At 68.3% G+C, this 23,292-nt stretch carries 21 protein-coding genes, 2 tRNA genes and 2 rRNA genes (1 of these 25 cut by a window edge); 16 read left to right on the plus strand and 9 right to left on the minus strand.

Annotation, left to right across the window (positions count from 1 at the left end; all coding sequences use genetic code 11):
- Positions 1-110 precede the first annotated feature (110 nt).
- Positions 111-599, plus strand: coding sequence for a Rieske (2Fe-2S) protein (locus C6W10_RS36370; protein WP_107263481.1), 489 nt, complete (start codon positions 111-113; stop codon positions 597-599).
- A gap of 77 nt (positions 600-676) precedes the next feature.
- The gene (gene uvrC / locus C6W10_RS36375; RefSeq protein WP_107263482.1) at positions 677-2,629 is read left to right on the plus strand and encodes an excinuclease ABC subunit UvrC; all 1,953 of its coding nucleotides are present in this window, start codon (positions 677-679) and stop codon (positions 2,627-2,629) included.
- Positions 2,630-2,682: 53 nt separating this feature from the next.
- Here the strand turns inward: uvrC and C6W10_RS36380 are convergent, their stop codons facing one another.
- The gene (locus C6W10_RS36380) at positions 2,683-2,940 is read right to left on the minus strand and encodes a hypothetical protein (RefSeq protein WP_159104896.1); all 258 of its coding nucleotides are present in this window, start codon (positions 2,938-2,940) and stop codon (positions 2,683-2,685) included.
- Positions 2,941-3,619: 679 nt separating this feature from the next.
- On the opposite strand from C6W10_RS36380, the gene C6W10_RS39860 reads away from it, so the two are divergent.
- Positions 3,620-3,814, plus strand: coding sequence for an HD domain-containing protein (locus C6W10_RS39860; RefSeq protein WP_369938733.1), 195 nt, complete (start codon positions 3,620-3,622; stop codon positions 3,812-3,814).
- Positions 3,753-4,133, plus strand: coding sequence for a hypothetical protein (locus tag C6W10_RS38195; protein WP_234361544.1), 381 nt, complete (start codon positions 3,753-3,755; stop codon positions 4,131-4,133). Before C6W10_RS39860 ends, C6W10_RS38195 begins: the two co-directional genes overlap by 62 nt.
- Here C6W10_RS38195 and C6W10_RS36390 read toward each other — a convergent pair.
- Together C6W10_RS36390 and C6W10_RS39285 are read right to left on the minus strand one after the other, a co-directional pair.
- Entirely contained in the window at positions 4,121-4,588 is a 468-nt protein-coding gene (locus tag C6W10_RS36390; protein ID WP_107263484.1) for an NUDIX hydrolase, read from the minus strand. The two genes, C6W10_RS38195 and C6W10_RS36390, sit on opposite strands and share 13 nt — an antisense overlap.
- Positions 4,589-4,590: 2 nt before the next feature.
- Positions 4,591-4,725, minus strand: coding sequence for a hypothetical protein (locus tag C6W10_RS39285; protein WP_255419735.1), 135 nt, complete (start codon positions 4,723-4,725; stop codon positions 4,591-4,593).
- A gap of 414 nt (positions 4,726-5,139) precedes the next feature.
- On the opposite strand from C6W10_RS39285, the gene C6W10_RS36400 reads away from it, so the two are divergent.
- Positions 5,140-5,382: a hypothetical protein gene (locus tag C6W10_RS36400; RefSeq protein ID WP_107263485.1), complete on the plus strand. Its 243-nt coding sequence runs from the start codon at positions 5,140-5,142 to the stop codon at positions 5,380-5,382.
- A 157-nt stretch (positions 5,383-5,539) separates the two neighbouring features.
- On the opposite strand, the gene C6W10_RS36405 is transcribed toward C6W10_RS36400, so the two are convergent.
- A tRNA-Gly gene (locus C6W10_RS36405) sits at positions 5,540-5,613 on the minus strand.
- Between the two features lie 248 nt (positions 5,614-5,861).
- Here C6W10_RS36405 and C6W10_RS36410 point away from each other — a divergent pair.
- The 6 genes from C6W10_RS36410 to C6W10_RS36435 all read left to right on the plus strand — a co-directional run bounded on the left by C6W10_RS36410 (position 5,862) and on the right by C6W10_RS36435 (position 11,388).
- Positions 5,862-5,935, plus strand: a tRNA-Pro gene (locus C6W10_RS36410).
- A gap of 193 nt (positions 5,936-6,128) precedes the next feature.
- Positions 6,129-7,481, plus strand: a complete 1,353-nt coding sequence (tig, locus tag C6W10_RS36415) for a trigger factor (protein ID WP_107263486.1) — start codon at positions 6,129-6,131, stop codon at positions 7,479-7,481.
- Positions 7,482-7,689: 208 nt separating this feature from the next.
- On the plus strand, positions 7,690-8,334 hold the full coding sequence (locus tag C6W10_RS36420; protein ID WP_107263487.1) for a ClpP family protease: 645 nt from the start codon (positions 7,690-7,692) through the stop codon (positions 8,332-8,334).
- A 12-nt stretch (positions 8,335-8,346) separates the two neighbouring features.
- Complete coding sequence (locus C6W10_RS36425; protein WP_101367584.1) at positions 8,347-9,015, plus strand: ATP-dependent Clp protease proteolytic subunit; 669 nt, start codon at positions 8,347-8,349, stop codon at positions 9,013-9,015.
- 218 nt (positions 9,016-9,233) lie between these two features.
- Positions 9,234-10,526 (plus strand): ATP-dependent Clp protease ATP-binding subunit ClpX, encoded by a 1,293-nt coding sequence (clpX, locus tag C6W10_RS36430; protein ID WP_101367583.1) that lies wholly within the window; start codon positions 9,234-9,236, stop codon positions 10,524-10,526.
- A gap of 64 nt (positions 10,527-10,590) precedes the next feature.
- Positions 10,591-11,388: a carbon-nitrogen hydrolase family protein gene (locus C6W10_RS36435; protein ID WP_107263488.1), complete on the plus strand. Its 798-nt coding sequence runs from the start codon at positions 10,591-10,593 to the stop codon at positions 11,386-11,388.
- A gap of 77 nt (positions 11,389-11,465) precedes the next feature.
- Here the strand turns inward: C6W10_RS36435 and C6W10_RS36440 are convergent, their stop codons facing one another.
- Positions 11,466-11,690 (minus strand): hypothetical protein, encoded by a 225-nt coding sequence (locus C6W10_RS36440; protein WP_107263489.1) that lies wholly within the window; start codon positions 11,688-11,690, stop codon positions 11,466-11,468.
- A gap of 617 nt (positions 11,691-12,307) precedes the next feature.
- On the opposite strand from C6W10_RS36440, the gene C6W10_RS39290 reads away from it, so the two are divergent.
- On the plus strand, positions 12,308-12,433 hold the full coding sequence (locus C6W10_RS39290; RefSeq protein WP_255419728.1) for a hypothetical protein: 126 nt from the start codon (positions 12,308-12,310) through the stop codon (positions 12,431-12,433).
- A 96-nt stretch (positions 12,434-12,529) separates the two neighbouring features.
- Here C6W10_RS39290 and C6W10_RS36445 read toward each other — a convergent pair whose 3' ends face one another.
- Positions 12,530-13,234 (minus strand): B3/4 domain-containing protein, encoded by a 705-nt coding sequence (locus C6W10_RS36445; RefSeq protein ID WP_107263490.1) that lies wholly within the window; start codon positions 13,232-13,234, stop codon positions 12,530-12,532.
- A gap of 80 nt (positions 13,235-13,314) precedes the next feature.
- Between C6W10_RS36445 and C6W10_RS36450 the strand changes: the two genes are divergently transcribed.
- From C6W10_RS36450 to C6W10_RS36465, 4 genes are all read left to right on the plus strand, one after another.
- A complete protein-coding gene (locus tag C6W10_RS36450) occupies positions 13,315-14,799 on the plus strand; it encodes a PLP-dependent aminotransferase family protein (protein ID WP_107263491.1) in 1,485 nt (494 codons plus the stop codon).
- A gap of 78 nt (positions 14,800-14,877) precedes the next feature.
- Positions 14,878-15,735 carry an SMP-30/gluconolactonase/LRE family protein gene (locus tag C6W10_RS36455; RefSeq protein ID WP_107263492.1) on the plus strand — a complete coding sequence of 286 codons (858 nt, stop codon included), beginning with the start codon at positions 14,878-14,880 and terminating at the stop codon, positions 15,733-15,735.
- 204 nt (positions 15,736-15,939) lie between these two features.
- Positions 15,940-18,270: an excinuclease ABC subunit UvrA gene (locus C6W10_RS36460; protein WP_107263493.1), complete on the plus strand. Its 2,331-nt coding sequence runs from the start codon at positions 15,940-15,942 to the stop codon at positions 18,268-18,270.
- Positions 18,267-18,659, plus strand: a complete 393-nt coding sequence (locus C6W10_RS36465; RefSeq protein ID WP_107263494.1) for a hypothetical protein — start codon at positions 18,267-18,269, stop codon at positions 18,657-18,659. The genes C6W10_RS36460 and C6W10_RS36465 overlap by 4 nt, the downstream gene beginning before the upstream one ends.
- A 111-nt stretch (positions 18,660-18,770) precedes the next feature.
- Here the strand turns inward: C6W10_RS36465 and C6W10_RS36470 are convergent, their stop codons facing one another.
- The 3 genes from C6W10_RS36470 to C6W10_RS36480 all read right to left on the minus strand — a co-directional run.
- Complete coding sequence (locus C6W10_RS36470; protein WP_159079648.1) at positions 18,771-19,940, minus strand: low temperature requirement protein A; 1,170 nt, start codon at positions 19,938-19,940, stop codon at positions 18,771-18,773.
- Between the two features lie 273 nt (positions 19,941-20,213).
- Positions 20,214-20,330: ribosomal RNA gene (rrf, locus tag C6W10_RS36475) — 5S ribosomal RNA — on the minus strand.
- A 98-nt stretch (positions 20,331-20,428) separates the two neighbouring features.
- A 23S ribosomal RNA gene (locus C6W10_RS36480) occupies positions 20,429-23,292 on the minus strand; it runs 246 nt beyond the window's last position.

The following is a 23,292-nucleotide window of genomic DNA, read 5'->3' on the forward strand; positions in this document are numbered from 1 at the left end:
TACCGGAAAGTCCTGACGCCGGTCCGGTTGAACCGGTTGGTGGATATATCCGTGTCTTCGGGCGTGGCCGCGGACGACCAGGAGCGCGGCGCCGAAGAGGAAGGCTAGGTATGAGTGACGAACTGACCGGGCCGGGCACGCAGACCCGACGGGCGCTGTTGGCGGGCGCGGGTGCGGTGGGCGTCTCCGTGGTGTTGGCCGCGTGCGGCACCGGTGACGACGACGCGCTCGACGGCACCGGAAACAGCCCGTCGGCCGGTGGCGCTCCGGCTCCCAGCGGTTCGGCGAGCGCTCCGGCCGAGGGTGGCGGCGGCGCCGCACTGGCCAAGAAGAGCGAGATCCCGGTCGGCGGCGGCAAGATCTTCGCCGACCAGCAGGTCGTGGTCACCCAACCGACCGAGGGTGAGTTCAAGGCTTTCAGTTCGATCTGCACCCACCAGCAGTGCCCGGTGACCGGGGTCGACGGGGGCACGATCAACTGTAGTTGCCACTTCAGCAAGTTCTCCGTGACTGACGGTTCACCCAAGGGCGGCCCGGCCACCAAGCCACTGGCCGAGCAGAAGATCACGGTCGACGGGGACAACATCGTCCTGGCCTGAGCGCCGGTTCGCCCGGCGCGGTCGACCCTCTGTCGCCGCGCCGGGCGGTGTCCCAGCCTGGGTCTAGGCTTGTCGGCGTGCCCGACCCCGCTACCTATCGCCCGGCACCGGGCACCATTCCCGACCTGCCCGGGGTTTACCGATTCCGCGATCCCAGCGGCCGGGTGATCTATGTCGGCAAGGCGAAGAGCCTGCGCAGCCGGCTCAACTCCTACTTCGGCGACCTGTGGAATCTGCACCAGCGCACCCAGCAGATGGTCACCACGGCCGGCAGCGTGGACTGGGTCACCGTCGGCACCGAGGTCGAGGCGCTCCAGCTCGAATACAACTGGATCAAGCAGTACGACCCTCGGTTCAACGTGCGCTACCGGGACGACAAGTCGTACCCCTATCTCGCGGTCACCCTCGACGAGGAGTTCCCACGGCTCCAGGTGATGCGCGGCGCCAAGCGCAAGGGTGTGCGCTACTTCGGGCCGTACTCGCACGCCTGGGCGATCCGCGAGACGCTCGACCTGCTGCTCCGGGTCTTTCCGGCCCGGACCTGCTCGGCCGGGGTGTTCCGGCGGCAGGCGCAGATCGGCCGGCCCTGCCTGCTCGGCGACATCGGCAAGTGCTCGGCGCCGTGCGTCGGGCGGGCCTCGCCCGAGGAGCACCGCCAGATCGTCGAGGAGTTCTGCGACTTCATGGCCGGCCGCACCGACCAGATGGTCCGCCGGTTCGAGCGCGAGATGGCCGAGGCCAGCGAGGCGCTGGAGTTCGAGCGGGCCGCCCGGCTGCGGGACGACATCGTGGCGCTGCGCCGGGCGATGGAGAAGCAGACCGTGGTCTTCGGCGACGGCACCGACGCCGACGTGGTGGCGTTCGCCGAGGATCCGCTGGAGGCGGCCGTCCAGGTCTTCCACGTCCGGGACGGCCGGGTACGCGGCCAGCGCGGCTGGGTGGTGGAGAAGGTCGAGGACCTGACCACCGGCGACCTGGTGCACCACTTCTGCTCCCAGGTCTACGGCGGGGCCGAGGGCGAGGGGGACGTGCCCCGCGAGCTGCTGGTGCCCGCGCTGCCGGCCGACGTCGACGCGCTGGCCGAGTGGCTGTCGGCGCGTCGGGGCGGTGGCAAGGTCGCCCTGCGGGTGCCGCAGCGCGGCGACAAGAAGGCGCTGCTGGAGACCGTGGCCCGCAACGCCGCCGAGGCGTTGACCCGGCACAAGCTGCGCCGGGCCGGTGACCTGACCACCCGCAGCGAGGCGCTCGACGAGATCACCGAGGCGCTCGGGATGCGTACCGCGCCGCTGCGTATCGAGTGCTACGACGTGTCACAGATCCAGGGCACCGACGTGGTGGCCAGCATGGTGGTCTTCGAGGACGGCCTGCCGCGCAAGAGCGAATACCGGCGCTTCGTGGTGCGCGGGGCCACCGACGACCTGTCGGCGCTCTCCGAGGTGCTGCGCCGCCGGTTCGCCCGCTACCTCCAGGCGCGCGGCGAGACCGGGGAGATCGGCGACGAGATGGCCTCCGACCCGGACCGGCCGGGCATCGACCCGACGACCGGGCGGCCGCGCAAGTTCGCGTACCCGCCGCAGCTCGTGGTGGTGGACGGCGGGCAGCCGCAGGTCGCCGCCGCGGCGGAGGTCTTCGCCGAACTCGGCATCGACGACATCGCACTCTGCGGGTTGGCCAAGCGGCTGGAGGAGGTCTGGCTGCCCGGTGACGAGTTCCCGGTGATCCTGCCCCGCACCTCGGAGGGGCTCTATCTGCTGCAACGGGTTCGGGACGAGGCGCACCGGTTCGCCATCACGTTCCACCGGCAGCGCCGCTCCAAGCGGATGACCGTCTCCGGCCTCGACCAGGTCCCCGGCCTCGGCGAGGTACGCCGCAAGGCGCTGCTGCGGCACTTCGGCTCGGTGAAACGGCTGACGGCGGCCACCGTCGACGAGATAGCCGAAGTGCCCGGGGTGGGCCGACGTACCGCCGAGGCGATCGTCGCGGCGCTGAACCCGGCGGAACCGCCGGAGAACGCCGACAACCCGGTGTAACGGGGCGTCCCTCGGTCGCGACGACCAGCCGGAAGCCGAGCCGGCCCGGTCGGTCAGCGGCTGCACTCCAGCAGGACCCACGCCTCGTACCCACCCGGCCAGGTGTAGCTGTCGATCACTTCGCAATCGGTGAATCCGGCGTCCCGGGCCCGACCCAGGGCTTGACCGTACGCCCAGTCGTACGCCAGCCCCATGCTGCTGTAGCCCTCACCACGGAACTGTCTGGTCTCGTCGGCGTTCGCCGCCGCACTGGTGCCGAACACGACAAATGTCGCGCCAAGTAATCCGGACGTCACTCTTCGGATAAACATCGCACCAGGATAAGGCGGCATCGATACGACCGCATGTGGAAGCGGGTCGCCGTCGATCCCGGTGTGGGTCGGTGCGGGATCGGCGAGGCTGGCCCGAATGTCCGAATCTCGCTCGTGATCAACTGGACGCGGTCTGCATCCGGCGGAATGCCGTCGGGGCCTCGGTCGTTACACCATGCGTACGGCCGAGTACCACCGCCTGTGACCTGGGCTGGTGGCCGGGCCTCGGGGAATGATCCGGGGCCGCCGGTCGTTACATATGGTGTTCGCCTGAGTACCAGCACCCCCCCGTGCATGTGTGCCGGGCGAACCTTCTTTCGTCCCTTGAGGCCGTGACGGTCTCGGGACGTGTGATTTCCAATGACACCCCGGCTTTCCCCCGTGGGGTGTTGTTCCCCCGATTGGAAGGCAGGACCATCATGAACACGACTCTGTTCAGCCGATGGCTCCCGGCCATCGAGCAGACTTCCCTGGTTCGTAGGACCGCTCTGGGTGTTGCTGGTCTGGCGTTCGTCGGTGGCGCTGTCGCCGGCCCCGCCGTCAGCCGGGCGTTACGGTGGGCCATAGAGACCTCCGGTAGGTATGGGCGTCAGCACCTCACACCTCGCCGGAGGTCTCTCCATGGATCAAGCCGACACGCCGTCAACAACGCTCATGGTCACTACAGCTAGAGGAGACGCTGCCTCGCCGGTGGCGACATGTCCAAGCCGTCGCAGCCAAAGCAGAAGAAGCTGCTGGTGCGGTCCCGTCCTCGGATCGGGAAACCTTGATCGCTGCCGCGTGGCTTCACGACGTGGGCTACAGCCCGGGACTTGTGGATACCGGCTTCCACTCGCTGGACGGGTGCCCGGTGGCTCCGGCGACAACAGGTTGACGAGCGCGTCACCGCACTGGTCGCCCATCACTCCTGTGCCTGGCTGGAGGCAGAGGAGCGCGGGCTCGGCCAGGCGTTGCGCGAGGAGTTCGAGCGGGAAGAAGGCCCGGTCACCGATGCTCTCTGCTACGCCGACATGACGACCGGTCCGGACGGGCAGAGCTTCGAGGTGCTGGAGCGGTTGGCGGAGATCTGCTCCCGTTACGGACCTGAGCATCTGGTGACCCGTTTCATCAATCGGGCCGAGCCGGAGATCGTGGCCGCAGTGCGGCGTACGGAGCAGCGGTTGGCCCGGAGGTCGCTGGCTCAACCGATGTAGGGATCGCGGCGATCGTAGCCGTGCTCGATCCGTAGTCGGATCGATGGGTGAATGGTCAGATCGTCCAGCTCGTCGCGTGCTACCCAGCGGACGGAAGGTGACTCGTCGCTGGTTGTCGGGCTGCCGTCTCGGTATTCGGCCCGGAAGCAGACGGAGAACTGCTGGCGTACCTGGCCGTCGGAGTACTCGACGACATGGTTGGGGTCGGAGTAGACGCCGACGATCCCGGTCACCTCCACGTCGATGCCGGTCTCCTCGTGCGTCTCCCGGACCGCCGTGTCGGCGATGTACTCACCGATCTCGTGGCCGCCGCCGGGGATGGACCACAGTCCGTTGTCGGCCCGCTGGATGAGCAGTACGCGGTCCTGGTCGTCCCGAACGAACACGGTGACGGCGACAACGATGCTGTTGGCCTTCGGCGCGTCTGGCTCGTGGTAGTGATCGGTCCTGGTCATGTCTAGGCTGTCACCTCTGCTGGCCAGGCCGGGCGTGCTGCGGCCTCCACCCGGTCGAAGCTGTCGGCGTACGTGTCGAACAGGTCGCCGCCGATCGCGTGCCGGTGACGGGGGTACGGCGTCCGGTCCTGCGTCATCCATCGTTCGACGCTCTTCGGGTCGACGCCCAGCTCGTGAGCTGGGCGTCGGGGTGGGTACCGGCGCCAGGCCGCGCGGTCGACGTACGGCCGTCTGAATGCCCGCCCGCCTCGACGCCCGTCCAACGAGTGGGGAGGGATGGCGGGTGGTTCCAAAGCCGGGTGACCTGTTGTTGCTGGATGGTCACGCGTCGGTCCAGTTCGCCGGAGGCCGGTCGATCCTGCTCCGAGTGACCGTGGTCTGTGGCCGTCCGACATACCACGGCTGGTGTTGGCTGACCGGCTACGTCCTCGATCAGCGCGGGTAGGCGCTCGACCGGCGCGATGTCTTCGTCCGCCTCGCCGGCCTCCGTCTGGCCGCTCCGGCTCGGCGTTCGGTCTCGGCGGGACGTCCGCCGGTAGCGAGGGGGCGTCGTGTTTGACCTTCGGGTGCGGCTCGGCGAGGTGATCCGGCTGTCCGCCGCCGACCGGCTCCGTCCGACAGAGGGTCCGGTGGTGCTGTGGGTGACCGGCGTACGGCTGGTGGCGAATCGGCCGGAGCAGGACGAGTGGGTGTGGCTGGAGGGCGTGAAGATCGGCTACGACGGTCGTTCCGGCGACCAGGCCCAGGTCCTCGTCCGTGCCTCCCGGCTGGCCACCGACCGATCCTCGCAGTGAGCCTCTACCTGTCGGGCCGGCGACCGGAGGGAGCCGCTTGCCGCGCAGGTGCTACTTGACCAGCCCGTCCCACACCAATGGCCCGCAAGATCGATCAGAGCCGGAAACAGAACGGTCCAGGCTCGGCGAAACCACCGCTGACCTGGGCCGGAAGGACTGGAGCGGGCGACGGGAATCGAACCCGCACCGTCAGTTTGGAAGACTGAAGCTCTGCCATTGAGCTACGCCCGCGCTCGCCCCGATCATCTCGGGGCGCGACGGATAGCCTAACGGGTCGCCCCGCCCCCTGGATACCGGCATCCCGCCGACCGCCGCCCACCCCTCACCGACAGCCGCCCACCCCTCACCCGACAACCGGAACCGGAAGCGCCAGCACCCCGCGTACGCCAGGATCAAGCTGGATCGGGACGACACGGCGGCCCGGCACGGAGACCGGGCGGGCGCGACCCTGACCGGACGGCATACACTCTTCACCGCCACGGGGTGTGGCGCAGCTTGGTAGCGCACTCGCTTTGGGAGCGAGGGGCCGTGGGTTCAAATCCCGCCACCCCGACTGTCGCCCGCGGCTGTGGCTGCGGGGGAGAGCCTCGGTCGCGGGGCGGGTGAGCCTCGGCTGCGGGGTGAGTCCTACCACCCCGCGCCGTCAGCCGCCGCTGCCGGCTCGCCTACACTCGATGGGCTGAAGACCGGCGATGGGCTGAAGACCGGCCCAGAATTAAGATCGAGATCCGTCAAGGAGTACGCCTGTGAAGAGCACCGTCGAGACTCTGAGCCCGACGCGCGTGCGGCTCGCCATCGAGGTGCCGTTCGTCGAGCTCGAGCCGAGCCTCAAGAAGGCGTACCGGGAGATCGCCTCGCAGGTCAACGTCCCGGGCTTCCGGCGCGGCAAGGTGCCGGCCGCCGTGATCGACCAGCGGGTCGGCCGGGGCACGGTGCTGAACGAGGCCGTCCAGGACGCCATCCCGGAGAACATTCTCGCCGCGGTCCGCGAGCACGACGTGAAGACACTGGGCCGGCCCGAGGTCGAGATCACCGAGTTCAACGACGGTGACTCGCTGAAGTTCACCGCCGAGGTCGACGTCCGGCCCGAGATCACGCTGCCCGACCTCTCCACGGTCGAGGTGACCGTCGACGAGCTCCAGATCGACGAGAGCGAGATCGACGCCCAGGTTGCCAGTCTGCGGGAGCGGTTCGCCACCCTCAAGACGGTCGAGCGGGCCGCCCAGGAGGGCGACTACGTGCAGATCGACCTGGCCGCGACCGTCGACGGCGAGGAGGTGCCGGGTGGCTCGGCCACCAACATCTCGCACGAGGTCGGCAGCAAGCAGCTCCTGCCGGGGCTGGACGAGGTGCTGGTCGGCCTCTCGGCCGGCGACTCGACCACCTTCCAGACCCAGCTCGTCGGCGGCGATTTCGCCGGCCGGGACGCCGACGTCGCTGTGACGGTCCGCACGGTCAAGGAGAAGGAGCTTCCGCCGCTCGACGACGATTTTGCCCAGCTCGCCAGCGAGTTTGACACCCTCGACGAGCTGCGTGGCGACATCCGCGAGCGGGTGAGCCGGTCGAAGAAGATCGAGCAGATCTACGCCGCCCGGGACCGCGCCCTGGAGCAGATGGTGGCGGCCGCCGACGTGCCGGCCCCGGAGGGGGTCGTGCGCGAGGAGGTCGAGCACCGCAAGCAGGCCATGGTCGACCAGCTTGAGCGGATCGGCGCCTCCCTGGAGGAATACCTGACCTCCGAGGAGAAGACCGAGGAGCAGATCGACGCCGAGCTGAAGGACGCGGCCACCGAGGGAGTGAAGATCCAGCTGCTGCTGGACACCCTGGCCGACGCCGAGCAGGTCCAGGTCTCCGACGACGAGTTCGGGCACGAGATCGTGCACCGGGCGCAGCGCGCCGGGATGGCCCCTCAGCAGTACTACGACCAGCTCGTCCGCTCCGGCGCGGCCGGCGCGGTCTTCGGCGACGTCCGGCGCGGCAAGGCGCTGGCCATGGTGATGGAGCGGATCAAGATCACCGACTCGGCCGGCAACCCGATCAACATGGACGAGCTCCGCGCCGCGAGTGGCGAGGAGCACGACCACGACCACGAGCACTGAGCCGCGCGGGGTCGCGGACCGCCGGGCCCGGACGCTCCGCTCCGGGCCCGACCAACCAGAACCCCACCGGGTACGCCCCGGCGGTCAGCACGCCGCTGCCGTACCGCCGGCAACTGCGCTGTTAGCGAACAGTGCCCGGACCGGGACGTTACGACCCCGGCCAGCGGTTAATGTCGGGCGTAAGACGCACGGAGAGCGAAGGGCTGCCATGACTGGTTCAGACTTCTCAGCTATGCCCCTGCGGGTGACCGAAGCCCGCGGTGCGGACGCACTTGGTGGCAACCTCGACGACTCGGTCTACAACCGGCTGCTCAAGGAGCGGATCATCTTCCTTGGCAGCGAGGTGACCGACCAGGTCGCCAACCGCATCTGCGCACAGCTGCTGCTACTCGCCGCGGAGGACCCCGGCCGCGACATCAACCTGTGGATCAACTCGCCGGGTGGCTCGGTCTACTCCGGCATGGCGATCTACGACACCATGCAATTCATCGACAACGACGTCTCCACGGTCGCCATGGGCATGGCCGCCTCGATGGGCCAGCTCCTGCTCTGCGCCGGCACCAAGGGCAAGCGTTACGCCCTGCCACACGCGCGGATCATGATGCACCAGCCCTCCGGCGGCATGGGCGGTACGGCATCGGACATCGCCATCCAGGCGGAGCAGATGCTCTACACCAAGCGGATGTTCCAGGAGCGGGTGGCCCACCACACCGGCCAGGACCAGGCCCAGATCGAGGCCGACTCGGACCGGGACCGCTGGTTCACCGCCACCGAGGCCAAGGACTACGGCTTCATCGACAAGGTGATCACCGGAGCCGCGCAGGTTCCGGAAGGCGCCGGGACCCTGAGCTGAGGAGCGGAAACGATGACTGACCCGACCCTGCTTGCCGGTGGTGGCTTCCAGCCCGTGCACAACCGGTACGTCCTGCCCTCCTTCGTCGAGCGCACCTCGTACGGCGTCAAGGAGTCGAACCCCTACAACAAGCTCTTCGAGGACCGGATCATCTTCCTCGGCGTGCAGGTGGACGACGCGTCGGCCAACGACGTGATGGCCCAGCTGCTGACGCTGGAGGGCACCGACCCGGACCGCGACATCATCATGTACATCAACTCGCCCGGCGGCTCGTTCACCGCCATGACGGCGATCTACGACACGATGCAGTACGTCCGGCCGGACATCCAGACCGTCTGCCTCGGGCAGGCGGCCAGCGCCGCGGCCGTACTCCTCGCCGCCGGTACCCCCGGCAAGCGCATGGCGCTGCCGAACTCCCGGATCATCATCCACCAGCCGGCCACCGAGGGCGGCTACGGGCAGGGCTCGGACATCGAGATCCAGGCTCGGGAGATCCTCCGGATGCGTACCCAGCTCGAGGAGATGCTCTCCCGACACTCCAACCAGCCGATTGAACGAGTCCGTCGTGATATCGACCGTGACAAGTTCATGACTGCCGAGGAGTCCCGTGAGTACGGCCTGGTCGACACCATCCTGACCAGCCGAAAGAAGGGCCTGCTCGCGGCGAACGCCTCGAGCTGATCATCTTGGGTCAGAGGCCGGCCGACCGGCTGTCCGGCGGCCGGCCTCTGACACACCCGTTTTGGGGGTCGGAGAAACCTCGCGCAGCGGGTAACGTCGGTTCTGCACCGCCCACGGCCGGTCGGAACCGGCCGGCGAAGAGAACCGACGGGGTGTACCGTCCGCAGGCCAGGGCCTCCGCTCAGCGAGGCTGGCCGATGAGCGCAGGGAGAACGTAGGTGGCACGGATCGGCGACGGTGGCGACCTACTGAAGTGCTCCTTCTGCGGTAAGTCGCAGAAGCAGGTCAAGAAGCTCATCGCGGGCCCCGGGGTCTACATCTGTGACGAGTGCATAGACCTCTGCAACGAGATCATCGAAGAGGAGCTGGCCGAGTCCGGCGAGGTGAAGTGGGAAGAGCTTCCCAAGCCGATGGAGATCTGCCAGTTCCTCGACCAGTACGTCGTGGGTCAGGACCAGGCGAAGAAGGCCCTCGCGGTCGCGGTCTACAACCACTACAAGCGGATCCAGGCGGAGTCGGCCGGCGGGCCCGGCGCGAGCGACGGCGTGGAGCTGTCGAAGTCCAACATCCTGCTGATCGGCCCGACGGGGTGCGGCAAGACACACCTGGCTCAGACCCTCGCCCGGATGCTGAACGTGCCGTTCGCGATCGCCGACGCCACCGCGCTGACCGAGGCGGGCTACGTCGGCGAGGACGTCGAGAACATCCTGCTCAAGCTGATCCAGGCCGCCGATTACGACATCAAGCGGGCCGAGACCGGGATCATCTACATCGACGAGGTCGACAAGATCGCCCGTAAGTCGGAGAACCCGTCGATCACCCGGGACGTCTCGGGTGAGGGTGTGCAGCAGGCGCTGCTCAAGATCCTCGAAGGCACCGTGGCGAACGTGCCGCCGCAGGGTGGCCGGAAACACCCGCACCAGGAGTTCATCCAGATCGACACCACCAACGTGCTCTTCATCTGCGGTGGTGCCTTCGCCGGCCTCGACCAGATCATCGAGGCCCGTACCGGTCAGGGTGGGCTCGGCTTCGGTGCGCACCTCCGCTCGGTCTCCGAGCGCTCGACCGACGACATCTTCGGCCGGGTGATGCCGGAGGACATGCTCAAGTTCGGTCTGATTCCCGAGTTCATCGGCCGGCTTCCGGTGATCACCAACGTCCGGAGCCTCAACCGCGAGGCGCTGGTCCGGATCCTCACCGAGCCCCGCAACGCGCTCGTCCGGCAATACCAACGCCTCTTCGAGCTCGACGGCGTGGAGCTGGAGTTCGAGCCGGCGGCGCTGGAGGCGATCGCCGACCAGGCGATGCTGCGGGGCACCGGTGCCCGGGGCCTGCGCGCCATCCTCGAAGAGGTCCTGCTCTCCGTGATGTACGAGGTGCCCAGCAACCCCAACGCGGCCCGCGTCCTGATCACCCGGGGTGTCGTGCTGGAGAACGTCAACCCGACGATCGTGCCGCGCGAGTTCACCGGCCGGCGCGCCCGCCGGGAGCGTGAGGAGCGCTCGGCCTGAGGCCGCTCCGCCGACCGTTCCGGTAAGCCTGGTCACCCGGGGACCGTCCCCGTAGGCTCTCCGCATGCGCGTCGCCGTCTGCCAGCTCAACGCCCGCGACGACCGGAAGGCCAACCTGACCGCCGCCGGCGAGCTGCTCGCCCGGGCTGCGGCCGCCGGGGCGGACCTGGCGATCCTGCCGGAGTACGTCGACTATCTCGGCCCGTCGCGTGGGCTGCCGGCCCCGGAGCCGGTCGACGGCGAGTTCGCCGAGTTCTTCGCCGAGGCGGCCCGGCAGCACGGAATATGGGTGCACGCCGGCTCGTTTCACGAGACGGGCCCGGATCCGGAGCACACCTACAACACCTCGCTGGTCTTCGACCGCACGGGTGCGCTCGCCGGGACGTACCGGAAGATCCATCTTTACGACGTGGAGATCCCGGAGCGGGTCTCCTACCTGGAGTCCAAGACCGTCGCCGCCGGCTCCGAGCCGGTCACCGTCGACGTCGAAGGGGTACGCATCGGCCTGTCGATCTGTTACGACCTGCGCTTCCCCGAGCTGTACCGGCAGTTGGCGGTCGTCGGCCAGGCCCAGCTGCTGGTGGTGCCCGCCGCCTTCATGCTGCACACCGGTCGGGACCACTGGGAGGTGCTGCTGCGCGCGCGGGCGATCGAGAACCAGTGTTACGTCGCGGCGGCGGCGCAGATCGGCGACCACGATCCCGGGCGTACCTGTTTCGGCCGCAGCATGGTGGTCGACCCCTGGGGGACCGTGATCGGCCAGGCGCCCGACACGGTGGGGATCGTCGTCAGCGACCTCGATCTGGACCGGCTGCGGGAGATCCGCACCGAGCTGCCCAGCCTGGCGAACCGCCGCCTCTGACGCGCGGACCGATCCGGTCGGGGGCTTCCACGGTGGCCCGGATCACGGGAGCGATCGGCCCACCGGCCGCCGTACGGTCACTGGAGCAGCATGCCGACGACGGCCAGGCCGATGATCGCGGAGGCCGTCACGAGCAGCCCGGTGGTCATCCGGGATCGGCCACGGCGGGCCAGCCGGCGTACCGAGGCGACCACGGCCACCAGCACCAGCCCACCGATCACGAGCTGCCAGAACGGCAGCAGGAGCGCGGTGATGCTGTCCTGCGCGAGGGTGATCTGTGTGGAGCTCGCAAACGCGGCCATGGTTGCCACTCTGACACGACGGGCCCGCTCCGACACGGACAACCGTGGCACGGTCAGGTCACAGCGGTACAGCGAGGAGGAGTACGTCGATTTGCGCCCAGCGGCTCGGCGGCGTAACTTTCTCTCTGCGCGCGGCGCCCCGGACGAAAAGGCCGGGCCGCGAGCACCTCGGTCTCTCGGAGGGCATCCGCCCGACGGGGACGGAGGCCGGGTGGTGCGCTCGACCGGATGAACGTCAGGTTGAGATTGCGGGACCAACCGGGTAGAGTGTTCCAGGCCGGCAGGAGCCGGGCAGATGCGCCGCGAGCGGCCATCGGCCGGTCTGCGGGCTTCCCCCCGACAGAAGCGACCACCGTCAGGTGTGCGTGCGTACGGGGAACCTCTCGGGTGAAGCGGACGGGCCCAAAAGTTGGGGCTTGACACTGTGAGGCCGAGCGGGTAGGTTGGGCAAGTTGCCCCGAGGGCGGTCCTCCCAGCGAGGTTCGTGTTCGGTGTGTGGTTGTTCTTTGAGAACTCAACAGGGTGCTTGATAAGCCAGTGCCAAATTGTTTGTTTGTTTGGCAGCAAGTGTTTTTATTGTTGCCGGGTTGCAAATTTTTCGATGGTTTTTGTTGGAGGTGGGCTACGACGACCACGGCCGGAAGGTGAAGATCGCCGACCCGGCGAACCCGAACCAGAGCGAGTACTGGATGAGCACCATCACCCTCGCCAACTGGGCCGCCGAACGCGGATACTCCGCATAACGCACGACCGAATGGGCCAGCCCCACCCCGGGGCTGGCCCATTCGTCGTCTCCGGAACAGTACGTGCCGGAGCCCGCCGCCCCCGAGCCGGCGGCCTCAGGTGCCGAAGTCGAATCGCGGGCTCTCCCGGCTCAGGATCGCGGTCGTCGGTTCGACCGACCAGAGCGCGGCCAGTTCGTCCGCGAGCGCGGCGGTGAGCTTCGGGACGTCGGCCGAGGCGGTCCCGTGCAGCGCCTCGACGACGATCAGGATCTCGTCGGTCCCCTCCCGGACCGCCGAGTAGCCGCTCTGCCGGTTGGTCCAGCGCCGGGCGTGGGCCCGACCGTCGGCATCGGCGAAGACGACCTCGCCGACGGCCGGCTGCTCCGACTCGCCGGAGAAGGTCAGGTAGGTCTCCGTGCCGTCGGCCGGCCGTACCTCCAGGCCCCCGGCGATCCGGGTGACGTCGAAGACCCCGACCGGGATCGCGAAGGCGAGCGAGGCGGCGTTGCAGAGGTCTATCAGCGGGTGGATCCGGGGCAGCGAACCCTCCCGGGCGAAGCGCCGGAGCAGCGCCTCCGCCGCACACCGGTACTGCGTCGGCTTCAGCCCCATCCGGGCGAAGGCGCGGCGCCAGGCGCGGATCTCGGGCTGCTCGGCGGCCGGTCCCGCACCGAGGCGGGTCCCGGCGGCGGCGGTGAACCCGGCGATCACCGGGTCGATCGCCGGGTCGGCGTTCCGGGCGAGGCCGGTGGCGGCGACGACCCCGGCCACCAACTCCGGATGGTCGGACCAGATCTCGGCCGAGTGTTGGAAGTACACGTCTCACCCCGTCGTCGTGCGCGCTCTCCGCCGGCCTGCGGCGGCGTCGGTCCACTCACTCTGCCCGGCACAATGGCCTGATGGACAGGGCCAAACAGGAAGCAGCCGACCGGTCCATTGCCGGCTCCGACTTCCTCCAGCTCGACATCGGCGACGCGCCGGCCGGCGGCCGGGCCGACTGGCTCGCCACCCGGCTGCGGGTGGCGATCTCGGACGGCCGGTTGCCGGTGGGCGGCCGGTTGCCGGCGACCCGGGTACTCGCCGCCGAGCTGGGCGTCTCCCGGGGCGTGGTCACCGAGGCGTACCAGCGACTCGTCGAGGACGGACACGTCGCCGGCCGGGGCCGGGGCGGGACCGTCGTCGTCTCCGCCCCGCTCGACGCGCCGGCCGTGCCGTCCCGGTCGACCGGCACCCCGGCACCGGCCCCCGGACTCTTCGGCACCGATCCCCGCCCCGACATGTTCGACTCGCTCCGCGCCGCGCCGGCCCGGATCGACCTGACGCCCGGCGTACCCGATCTCGCCGCCTTTCCCCGCGCGGCCTGGCTGCGGGCCGAACGCGCCGTGCTGCACGACCTGACGCCCGGCGACTTCGGCTACGGCGACCCGAGGGGTACCCCGAAGCTGCGGCTGGCCGTCGCGCACTGGCTGGCCCGGACCCGGGGGATCGCGGTCGACCCGGACGACGTGCTGGTGGTGGCCGGGGTCGCGCAGGCGCTGACCCTGCTCGGCCAGGTGTTGCACACCGACGGGGTACGGACGGTGGCGGTGGAGGACCCGGGGTCGCTCGGGGTACGGCAGCAACTGCGGAGCTGGGGTCTGGCGACGCCGCCGATCCCGGTCGACGCCGGTGGGCTGCGCGTCGACGAGCTGCGCGCCAGCGGCGCCCCGGCGGTCATGCTGACCCCGGCACACCAGTTCCCGACCGGGGTGGTGCTGGACGGTGCCCGGCGGCGCGAGCTGATGCGCTGGGCGGCCGGCGGCGGGTTGATCGTGGAGGACGACTACGACGCCGAGCACCGGTACGACCGGCCACCCGTACCGGCGCTGCGGGCGGTCCTGCCCGAACAGGTCTGCTACGCCGGCAGCGTCTCCAAACTGCTCGCCCCGGCCCTGCGGGTGGGCTGGCTGCTCGCGCCGAGCCGGTACCGGGCCGCCCTGGTCGACGCGAAGCGGACCGCGGATCTCGGCAACGCCGCACTGCCGCAACTGGTCCTGGCCGAGCTGATCGGGTCGGGGGCGCTGGAACGGCAACTGCGGTTCCTGCGCCGTCGCCACGTACGCCGCCGGGACGCGATGATCGCGGCGATCCGTACCCACCTGCCGGACGCCGTGGTGCACGGCGCGGCGGCGGGACTGCACCTCATGATCACCTTTCCGGGCGGTGCCGGCGCCGTCGACGACGTCGCGCTGGCGACCGCGGCACTGGCCCGGGGGGTCAAGGTGCAGCCGCTCACCTGGCACCGGCAACGTCCCGGCCCGCCCGGCCTGGTGCTCGGCTACGCCGCCAGCAGCACCGCCGAGATATCCGACGGCATCGCCACCGTCGGCGCCGTACCGCGCTGACACGATCGGCCGTACCGGCGCGGGCGTGATCGGGCCGTACCGCGCTGACATGATCGGGGCTGTCGAAAGGAGCGCGACGTGGTGGACGCGACGCAGGTGACGGATCCGTGCTGCGAGCATGCCGAGGGACCGGTCTGGGATCCCCGGACGGGGCGGCTGTTGTGGGTGGACATGCTGGCCGGCGACGTACTGACGATGACCCCGGGTACGGACCGGGTGGACCGGCACCACGTCGACAGCGTCGCGGCGGTGGTCCGGCCCCGGGCCGGCGACGGCTATCTGGTCGCCGTCGAGCGCGGGTTCGTCCTCACCGACCCGCAACTTCGCACGGTACGCCGGCTGCCCGACCTCTGGACCGATCCTGACCTGCGGATGAACGAGGGCGGCTGCGACCCGGCGGGCCGGTTCTACTGCGGCTCGATGGCGTACGACACCCGGCCCGGTGCGGCGGCGCTCTACCGGCTCGACGCCGACCTGGTGGCCCGGCGGGTGCTCGCCGACGTCACCATCTCCAACGGCATCGCCTGGTCACCCGACGGCACCCTGGCGTACTACGTCGACACCCCGACCCAGCGCATCGACGTCTTCGACTACGACCCGGAGCAGCCCGTGCTGACCGGCCGACGGCCGTTCGCCCGGATCGAGTCCGCCGACGGCGCACCCGACGGGCTGACCGTGGACGCCGAGGGCGGGGTCTGGGTCGCGCTCTGGGGCGGCGGGGAGGTACGCCGCTACGCGCCGGACGGCCGACTCGACGTACGGCTGGCGGTGCCGGCCGGCCAGGTCACCGCCTGCACCTTCGGCGGGCCGGAGCTGCGCGACCTCTACATCACCACCTCGCGGCTCGGCCTGGAGGACCCGGAGCCGGCCGCCGGGGCACTCTTCCGGGCCGACCCCGGCGTCGCCGGGCTGCCGGTCACCCCGTTCCGGGACTAGGACCGCCGCCACCGGCCGCCCGCCGCCGTTTCCCGGCTTTCGCCTAGCTTCCCGTCCCTCGGCGCCGCTTCCCGGCCTTCGTCTGGCTGCCCCTCGGCGCCGCTTCCCGCCGCCCTGACCCGGGAGTTGAGACTTTCAGCCCCGCTGACACCGTGGCCCCCTCGTCAACTCTTAAGATGGAAGTTCAACGATAGAGTTGAGGGAATGAGTGTCGTCCAATCTTCCGGGGTCGTCCAATCTTCCGGGCAGGGTGCGCCGGTCACCGAGTGGATCCGGGTCACCGGGGCTCGCGAGCACAACCTCGCGGCCGTCGACGTCGAGATCCCCAAGCGCCGGCTGACCGTCGTCACCGGCGTCTCCGGGTCGGGGAAGTCGTCGCTGGTCTTCGAGACGATCGCCGTCGAGGGCCAGCGGCAGATGACCGAGATGCTGCCGATGTTCGTCCGTACCTTCATGCCGAGTTCGGCCCGGCCGGCCGTCGACCTGATCGAGCACCTGCCGGCGACGGTCGCGATCGACCAGCGACCGCTGACCGGCGGGCCCCGGTCCACCGTCGGCACCATCACCGACATCGCCCCGCTGCTGCGGCTGCTCTTCGCCCGGGTCGGCGAGCCGTTCGTCGGCTACCCCGACGCGTTCTCGTTCAACATGGCCGCCGGGATGTGCCCGGAGTGCGAGGGCCTCGGCGAGATCACCGACGTCGACCTGGCCGCCTTCCTCGACCCCACCCGGTCGCTCAACCAGGGAGCGCTGCTCGCCCCGACCTTCAAGGTGGGCAGCCGGGACTGGCACCTGCTCGCCGCGTCGGGCCGGCTCGACCCGGACAAGCCGGTGTCGGCGTACTCGGAGCGCGAACTCGACGACCTGCTCTACGCCACCGACGGCACGGTGCCGCTGGAGGTGGCCGGCTCGACGCTCAACCTGAGCTACGAGGGCGCGGTGGTGAAGTTCCGCCGCCGCTACCTCGACCAGCAGGCGGAGCCGGCGGAGCGGACCCGGCGGATGGTGGCGGACTACACCACCACCGTCCCGTGCCGGGCCTGCGGCGGCAGCCGGCTCTCGCCGCTGGCGCTCTCCAGCCGGGTCGGCGGGCACAACATCGCCGAACTCTGCGCGATGGAGGCCGAGGAGCTGCTCGGGGTACTGGCCGGGCTGGAGGTGCCGGCGGCCAAGCCGGTACTCGACACCCTGGTCGCCCAGGTCGGGCACCTCGTGCAGATCGGCCTCGGCTACCTGAGTCTGGACCGGCGTACCGGCACCCTCTCCGGGGGCGAGTCGCAACGGGTCAAGATCGTGCGACACCTCTCCAGCAGCCTCAACGACCTGCTCTACGTCTTCGACGAGCCGAGCGTCGGGCTGCACCCCCGGGACGTGCACCGGCTCACCGACCTGCTCCGCACCCTGCGGGACAAGGGCAACACGGTGCTGGTCGTCGAGCACGACCGGGACGTGATCGCGGCGGCCGACCACGTCCTCGACCTCGGCCCCGGTGCCGGTACGGCGGGCGGCCGGGTGGTCTACGCCGGAGGTGTCGAGGCGCTCGCCGACGCGGACACCCCGACGGGCCGGGCGATGACCGGGAGCACCCGGTTGAAGGCGGCGGTACGCACCCCGACCGGCGTACTCCCGATCGTCGGCGCGCGTACCCACAACCTGCGCGACCTCAGCCTCGACATCCCGGCGGGCGTACTCACCGTGATCGCCGGGGTGGCCGGCGCGGGCAAGTCGAGCCTGGTCGGCGGCGCGTTCCGGGCCCAGCACCCGGAGGCGGTGATCATCGACCAGTCGATGCCGCACGCCAACCGCCGCTCCACCGTCGTCACCTACACCGGGGTCGCCGACCAGGTCCGGGCCGAGTTCGCCCGGGCCAACCGGGTCAGCCCGGCCCTGTTCAGCGCCAACTCCTCGGGTGCCTGCGCCACCTGCGCCGGGCTGGGCGTGGTGCAGACCGACTTCGGCGCGCTGGAGGGCGTCTCGCTGGTCTGCCAGACCTGCGACGGGCGCCGCTTCTCCGACGAGGTGCTCGGTTACCGGCTGCGCGGCCGGACCATCAGCGACGTACTGGAGATGACGGTCGCGCAGGGGCGGGAGTTCTTCGCCGGCAACCGCCGGGTCGCACCGGTACTGGCCGCGACCGCCGACGTCGGACTGGACTATCTGCGGCTGGGTCAGCCGTTGACCAGCCTCTCCGGCGGTGAGTGTCAACGGATCAAGCTCGCCACCGGACTGCACGGCGGCGCCCCGGCGTACGTGCTCGACGAGCCGACCACCGGGCTGCACATGGCGGACGTGGGGCGGCTGCTCGGGGTACTGGACCGGCTGGTCGACGAGTACGCCGCGACCGTACTCGTGATCGAGCACAACCTGGACGTCGTCGCGCACGCCGACTGGGTGCTGGAGCTGGGGCCGGAGGGCGGCAGTCGGGGCGGGCGGGTGCTCTACCAGGGCGAGCCGCGCGGGCTGGTCGAACTGGCCAGCTCGCCGACCGGCGTGCACCTGCGGCGGGCCCTGGGGCTGGCGGAGGTGACGGCATGACCCGGGTGGTCGACGAGGAGCGTCGCCGGTTCGCCGCCGCCGTCGCCGAGGCGGCCGGGGAGGTGGTCGAGCTGCTCGGCGCGTACCAGATCCGGCCCGGGGTGCCGTTTCCGGTCGCCGAGTTGCTGCCGCTGCTGACCGCGCGGCAGCACGCACTCCAGGCGGCCGTCGACGGGTACGCCGGGCCGTTGGCCGTGGACCCGGCGGGCCGCCCCGACCCGCTGGGCGGGGAACTCGCCGGCCTGATGAGCTGGCTGCAACTGCTCCGGGTGCTCTACCGGGGGCTGGACGACATCCCGGAGCCGCTGCGGATCGCCGCCGGCCGGAGCTTCGCGGCCGCGCACCTCGCCGCCCGACGGGTACGCGACCGCACCCGCCGCCTGACCTGACCCGGCCCGGCCACCTGATCCCTCGTCCTGGCCGGTCCACCGTCGCCCGGCCGCCCGGCCAGCCCGGCCGCCCGTTCGGGTGGTCGGGCGGCCGGGGTCCGTCGGGGGTGGCTACGTCTCGATCCGGTTCCCGGCGAACCGGACGATGAGCCGGCTGACCACCACCGCGTAGCCGATCATCAGCAGGGCGAGCAGCGGCATCAGGGCCAGCGGCGGCGGCACCAGGGCGACGGCGCCGACCAGCGCGATGGCGACCGCCGCGATCCCGATCCGCAGTGGCGGTACGGTGCCCAGTGCGATCCATTGCAGCGCCAGGCCGCCGACCATCCAACTGGCCAGCGAGACGGCCATCAGCAGGCGCAGCATCTCCGGCAGGTCCTCCCGGCCGGTACTGACCTCGCGGACCGCCTGTCCCAGGCACCAGCCGAGCAGCAGCAGGGTGGAGCCGATCGCGCCGTGCACGGTCGCGTAGCCGAGACCGGCGCTCAGCCGCGACGTGGTCAGCCCCATGGTCACGAAGGTGGTGTAGACCCACCACACCGACGCCGGGATCAGGAATCCGGTGATCGCCACCACGACGACGGCCGGCGACGGCCGGGTCGGCACGGCGCCGATCAGGTCGGTCAGGCTGACGCCGAGCAGGATGATGGTGAACTGTCCGATCCGTTCCGGCAGGTGTGCCGGATGGACGGGATGTTTGATCAGCCAGCGTCGGCCGAGCCACGGGGTCAGCAGTTCGACGATCAGCCCGATCAGCCAGAGCAGCGCCCGGTTCTGTGCCGGTACGGCGAGGGAGGCGACCCAGAACGACAGCCCCACGCTGAACCCGATGAGGTAGACGGTGGTCAGTTCGCGCGCGGTGGCCCCGATGCCGCGTACCCGGAGGTAGAGCGCCAGCAGGGTGCCGCGGACCACGAGGTAGCCGATCGGCAGCAGCAGGGTGTCCGGGGCGTCCTTGGCGCCGACCGCCATGATGCCGGCTCCGATCATGCCGACGAGTACCGCCAACCGGTGGCGGAGGTCGTCGGGGTCGAACCGGGTGTCGTAGAACGCCTGCCCGACCCAGGCCCACCAGACGATCACGAAGAGGCCGGCGGTCCGGAGGATCTCGTCGACGTCGGGTACCGCGTCGGTGAGCCGGTTCTGCACGGCGGCGAGGGCCAGGACGAAGACGAGGTCGAAGAAGAGTTCGAGCCAGGAGGCGTGTCGTGCCTCGTTCTCGCCGGGCAGGGACTCCGGGTCGAGCCCCCAGCGCTCGATGATCCGACGTGGCCGGATCATGTCGTGCTCCGGCCGCCGGTGCGGCCCGCCCGGCCCGGCACACGGTGTCGCGCCCAGCTCACAGGCGGTAATCATCCCGTGGGAGTCGGCGCGGGTGTGCCGGATCGGCTAAATGCTTTGTTGGCTTTCCGTCGGGTGCGCCCGTTTTATACATCAGCCGTTCGGCTAGCATCCTCCGATACCAACGGGCTAAGGTGATGCCTGAACAGCCACACGACACCTCCACCACCCGACCACCACATAACGAACCTCCACCACCGAACAACTCAAGATGTCCGGCGGCGTCTTACTCTCCCACACCCTCCCGAGTGCAGTACCATCAGCGCTGGAAGGCTTAGCTTCCGGGTTCGGAATGTAACCGGGCGTTTCCCCTCCGCCATAACCGCCGTAACCCTATCAACAACACAAACAACAACCCCCTACCCACACGCAGGAGCAAAACTGTTGTTCGTTTGCTGTGAATCACACAGTGGACGCGTAGCAACTTTGTAGTCAAGTCCTCGGCCTATTAGTACCGGTCAACTGAACCAGTTACCTGGCTTACATCTCCGGCCTATCAACCCAGTCGTCTCACTGGGAGCCTTACCCCCACAACGGGGTGGGATACCTCATCTTGAAGCAGGCTTCCCGCTTAGATGCTTTCAGCGGTTATCCCTCCCGAACGTAGCCAACCAGCCGTGCCCCTGGCGGGACAACTGGCACACCAGAGGTTCGTCCGTCCCGGTCCTCTCGTACTAGGGACAGCCCTTCTCAAGTATCCTACGCGCACGGCGGATAGGGACCGAACTGTCTCACGACGTTCTAAACCCAGCTCGCGTACCGCTTTAATGGGCGAACAGCCCAACCCTTGGGACCTGCTACAGCCCCAGGATGCGACGAGCCGACATCGAGGTGCCAAACCATCCCGTCGATATGGACTCTTGGGGAAGATCAGCCTGTTATCCCCGGGGTACCTTTTATCCGTTGAGCGACACCGCTTCCACACGCAAGTGCCGGATCACTAGTCCCGACTTTCGTCCCTGCTCGACCCGTCAGTCTCACAGTCAAGCTCCCTTATACACTTACACTCAACACCTGATTGCCAACCAGGCTGAGGGAACCTTTGGGCGCCTCCGTTACATTTTAGGAGGCAACCGCCCCAGTTAAACTACCCACCAGACACTGTCCCTGAACCCGATAAGGGCCCGAAGTTAGATACCCAAACCAACCAGAGTGGTATTTCAAGATTGCCTCCACCCATACTGGCGTATGGACTTCACCGGCTCCCACCTATCCTACACAAGCTAATTCAGATACCAATGTCAAGCTATAGTAAAGGTCCCGGGGTCTTTCCGTCCTGCCGCGCGTAACGAGCATCTTTACTCGTACTGCAATTTCGCCGGGCCTGTGGTTGAGACAGTGGGGAAGTCGTTACGCCATTCGTGCAGGTCGGAACTTACCCGACAAGGAATTTCGCTACCTTAGGATGGTTATAGTTACCACCGCCGTTTACTGGCGCTTAAGTTCTCAGCTTCGCCCCGAAAGACTAACCGGTCCCCTTAACGTTCCAGCACCGGGCAGGCGTCAGTCCATATACATCGAATTACTTCTTCGCATGGACCTGTGTTTTTAGTAAACAGTCGCTTCCCCCTGCTCTCTGCGGCCATACAACGCTCCACCCGCATGGGGCTTCACGTCTCCGGCCCCCCTTCTCCCTAAGTTACGGGGGCAATTTGCCGAGTTCCTTAACCACAGTTCACCCGATCGCCTCGGTATTCTCTACCTGACCACCTGTGTCGGTTTAGGGTACGGGCCGCTCGGAACTCGCTAGAGGCTTTTCTCGGCAGCATAGGATCACTGACTTCACCTGAATCGGCTCGGCATCACGTCTCAGCCTCAATGATGTGCGGATTTGCCTACACACCGGCCTACACGCTTACCCCGGCACAACCACCGGCCGGGCTCAGCTACCTTCCTGCGTCACCCCATCGCTTGACTACTACCCGCCAGGTTCCCACGCTCCCCACCCTCAACCCGAAGGTCTTGGATGGTTTGGGTGGTTAGCACAACGAGGTTCATCACGGGCGCTCCTACACGGGTACGGGAATATCAACCCGTTATCCATCGACTACGCCTCTCGGCCTCGCCTTAGGCCCCGACTCACCCAGGGCGGATTAACCTGGCCCTGGAACCCTTGGTCATCCGGCGGAAGGGTTTCTCACCCTTCTTTCGCTACTCATGCCTGCATTCTCACTCGTGCCGCGTCCACAACTAGGTCACCCTGCTGCTTCACCCCCGGCACGACGCTCCCCTACCCATCCACACACCTGCACAACCACCCAAAAGTGATCGCGAAGTTAAAATGTGAATGCCACAGCTTCGGCGGTGTACTTGAGCCCCGCTACATTGTCGGCGCGGAACCACTTGACCAGTGAGCTATTACGCACTCTTTAAAGGGTGGCTGCTTCTAAGCCAACCTCCTGGTTGTCTATGCGACCCCACATCCTTTTCCACTTAGCACACGCTTAGGGGCCTTAGCTGGCGATCTGGGCTGTTTCCCTCTCGACTACGAAGCTTATCCCCCGCAGTCTCACTGCCGCGCTCTCACTTACCGGCATTCGGAGTTTGGCTGATTTCAGTAACCTTGTAGGGCCCCTAGACCATCCAGTGCTCTACCTCCGGCAAGAAACACACGACGCTGCACCTAAATGCATTTCGGGGAGAACCAGCTATCACGGAGTTTGATTGGCCTTTCACCCCTAACCACAGGTCATCCCCCAACTTTTCAACGTTGGTGGGTTCGGCCCTCCACGCGGTCTTACCCACGCTTCAGCCTGCCCATGGCTAGATCACCCCGCTTCGGGTCTAGAACACGCGACTACACGCCCTATTAAGACTCGCTTTCGCTACGGCTACCCCACACGGGTTAACCTCGCCACATGCCACTAACTCGCAGGCTCATTCTTCAAAAGGCACGCCGTCACCCCTAAAGGCTCCGACGGATTGTAGGCGAACGGTTTCAGGTACTATTTCACTCCCCTCCCGGGGTACTTTTCACCATTCCCTCACGGTACTCGTCCGCTATCGGTCACCAGGAAGTATTTAGGCTTACCAGGTGGTCCTGGCAGATTCACGGCAGATTACAGGAGTCCGCCGCTACTCGGGAACACCCACAAGGAAGACCAGCTGCTTTCACCTACCGGACTATCACCGCCTACGGTTGGCTTTTCCACACCATTCAGCTAACAACTGGCTTTATAACTCCCCACACGAGTGTCAGCTCGTGTCATGAGGTCCCACAACCCCGACCACGCAACCCCTGACAGGTATCACACGCAACCGGTTTAGCCTCAATCCGCTTTCGCTCGCCACT

Source organism: Plantactinospora sp. BB1 (assembly GCF_003030385.1).
Taxonomy (GTDB): domain Bacteria; phylum Actinomycetota; class Actinomycetes; order Mycobacteriales; family Micromonosporaceae; genus Plantactinospora.

What these genes read in the sequence shown, in the direction of transcription:
- C6W10_RS36370 (WP_107263481.1), top strand. Translation starts at nt 111, where the DNA reads ATGAGTGACGAACTGACCGGGCCGGGCACGCAGACCCGACGGGCGCTG.
- C6W10_RS36380 (WP_159104896.1), bottom strand. Translation starts at nt 2,940, where the DNA reads ATGTTTATCCGAAGAGTGACGTCCGGATTACTTGGCGCGACATTTGTC.
- C6W10_RS36390 (WP_107263484.1), bottom strand. Translation starts at nt 4,588, where the DNA reads ATGACCAGGACCGATCACTACCACGAGCCAGACGCGCCGAAGGCCAAC.
- C6W10_RS39285 (WP_255419735.1), bottom strand. Translation starts at nt 4,725, where the DNA reads ATGACGCAGGACCGGACGCCGTACCCCCGTCACCGGCACGCGATCGGC.
- C6W10_RS36420 (WP_107263487.1), top strand. Translation starts at nt 7,690, where the DNA reads ATGACTGGTTCAGACTTCTCAGCTATGCCCCTGCGGGTGACCGAAGCC.
- C6W10_RS36425 (WP_101367584.1), top strand. Translation starts at nt 8,347, where the DNA reads ATGACTGACCCGACCCTGCTTGCCGGTGGTGGCTTCCAGCCCGTGCAC.
- C6W10_RS36435 (WP_107263488.1), top strand. Translation starts at nt 10,591, where the DNA reads ATGCGCGTCGCCGTCTGCCAGCTCAACGCCCGCGACGACCGGAAGGCC.
- C6W10_RS36440 (WP_107263489.1), bottom strand. Translation starts at nt 11,690, where the DNA reads ATGGCCGCGTTTGCGAGCTCCACACAGATCACCCTCGCGCAGGACAGC.
- C6W10_RS36450 (WP_107263491.1), top strand. Translation starts at nt 13,315, where the DNA reads ATGGACAGGGCCAAACAGGAAGCAGCCGACCGGTCCATTGCCGGCTCC.
- C6W10_RS36460 (WP_107263493.1), top strand. Translation starts at nt 15,940, where the DNA reads ATGAGTGTCGTCCAATCTTCCGGGGTCGTCCAATCTTCCGGGCAGGGT.
- C6W10_RS36465 (WP_107263494.1), top strand. Translation starts at nt 18,267, where the DNA reads ATGACCCGGGTGGTCGACGAGGAGCGTCGCCGGTTCGCCGCCGCCGTC.
- C6W10_RS36470 (WP_159079648.1), bottom strand. Translation starts at nt 19,940, where the DNA reads ATGATCCGGCCACGTCGGATCATCGAGCGCTGGGGGCTCGACCCGGAG.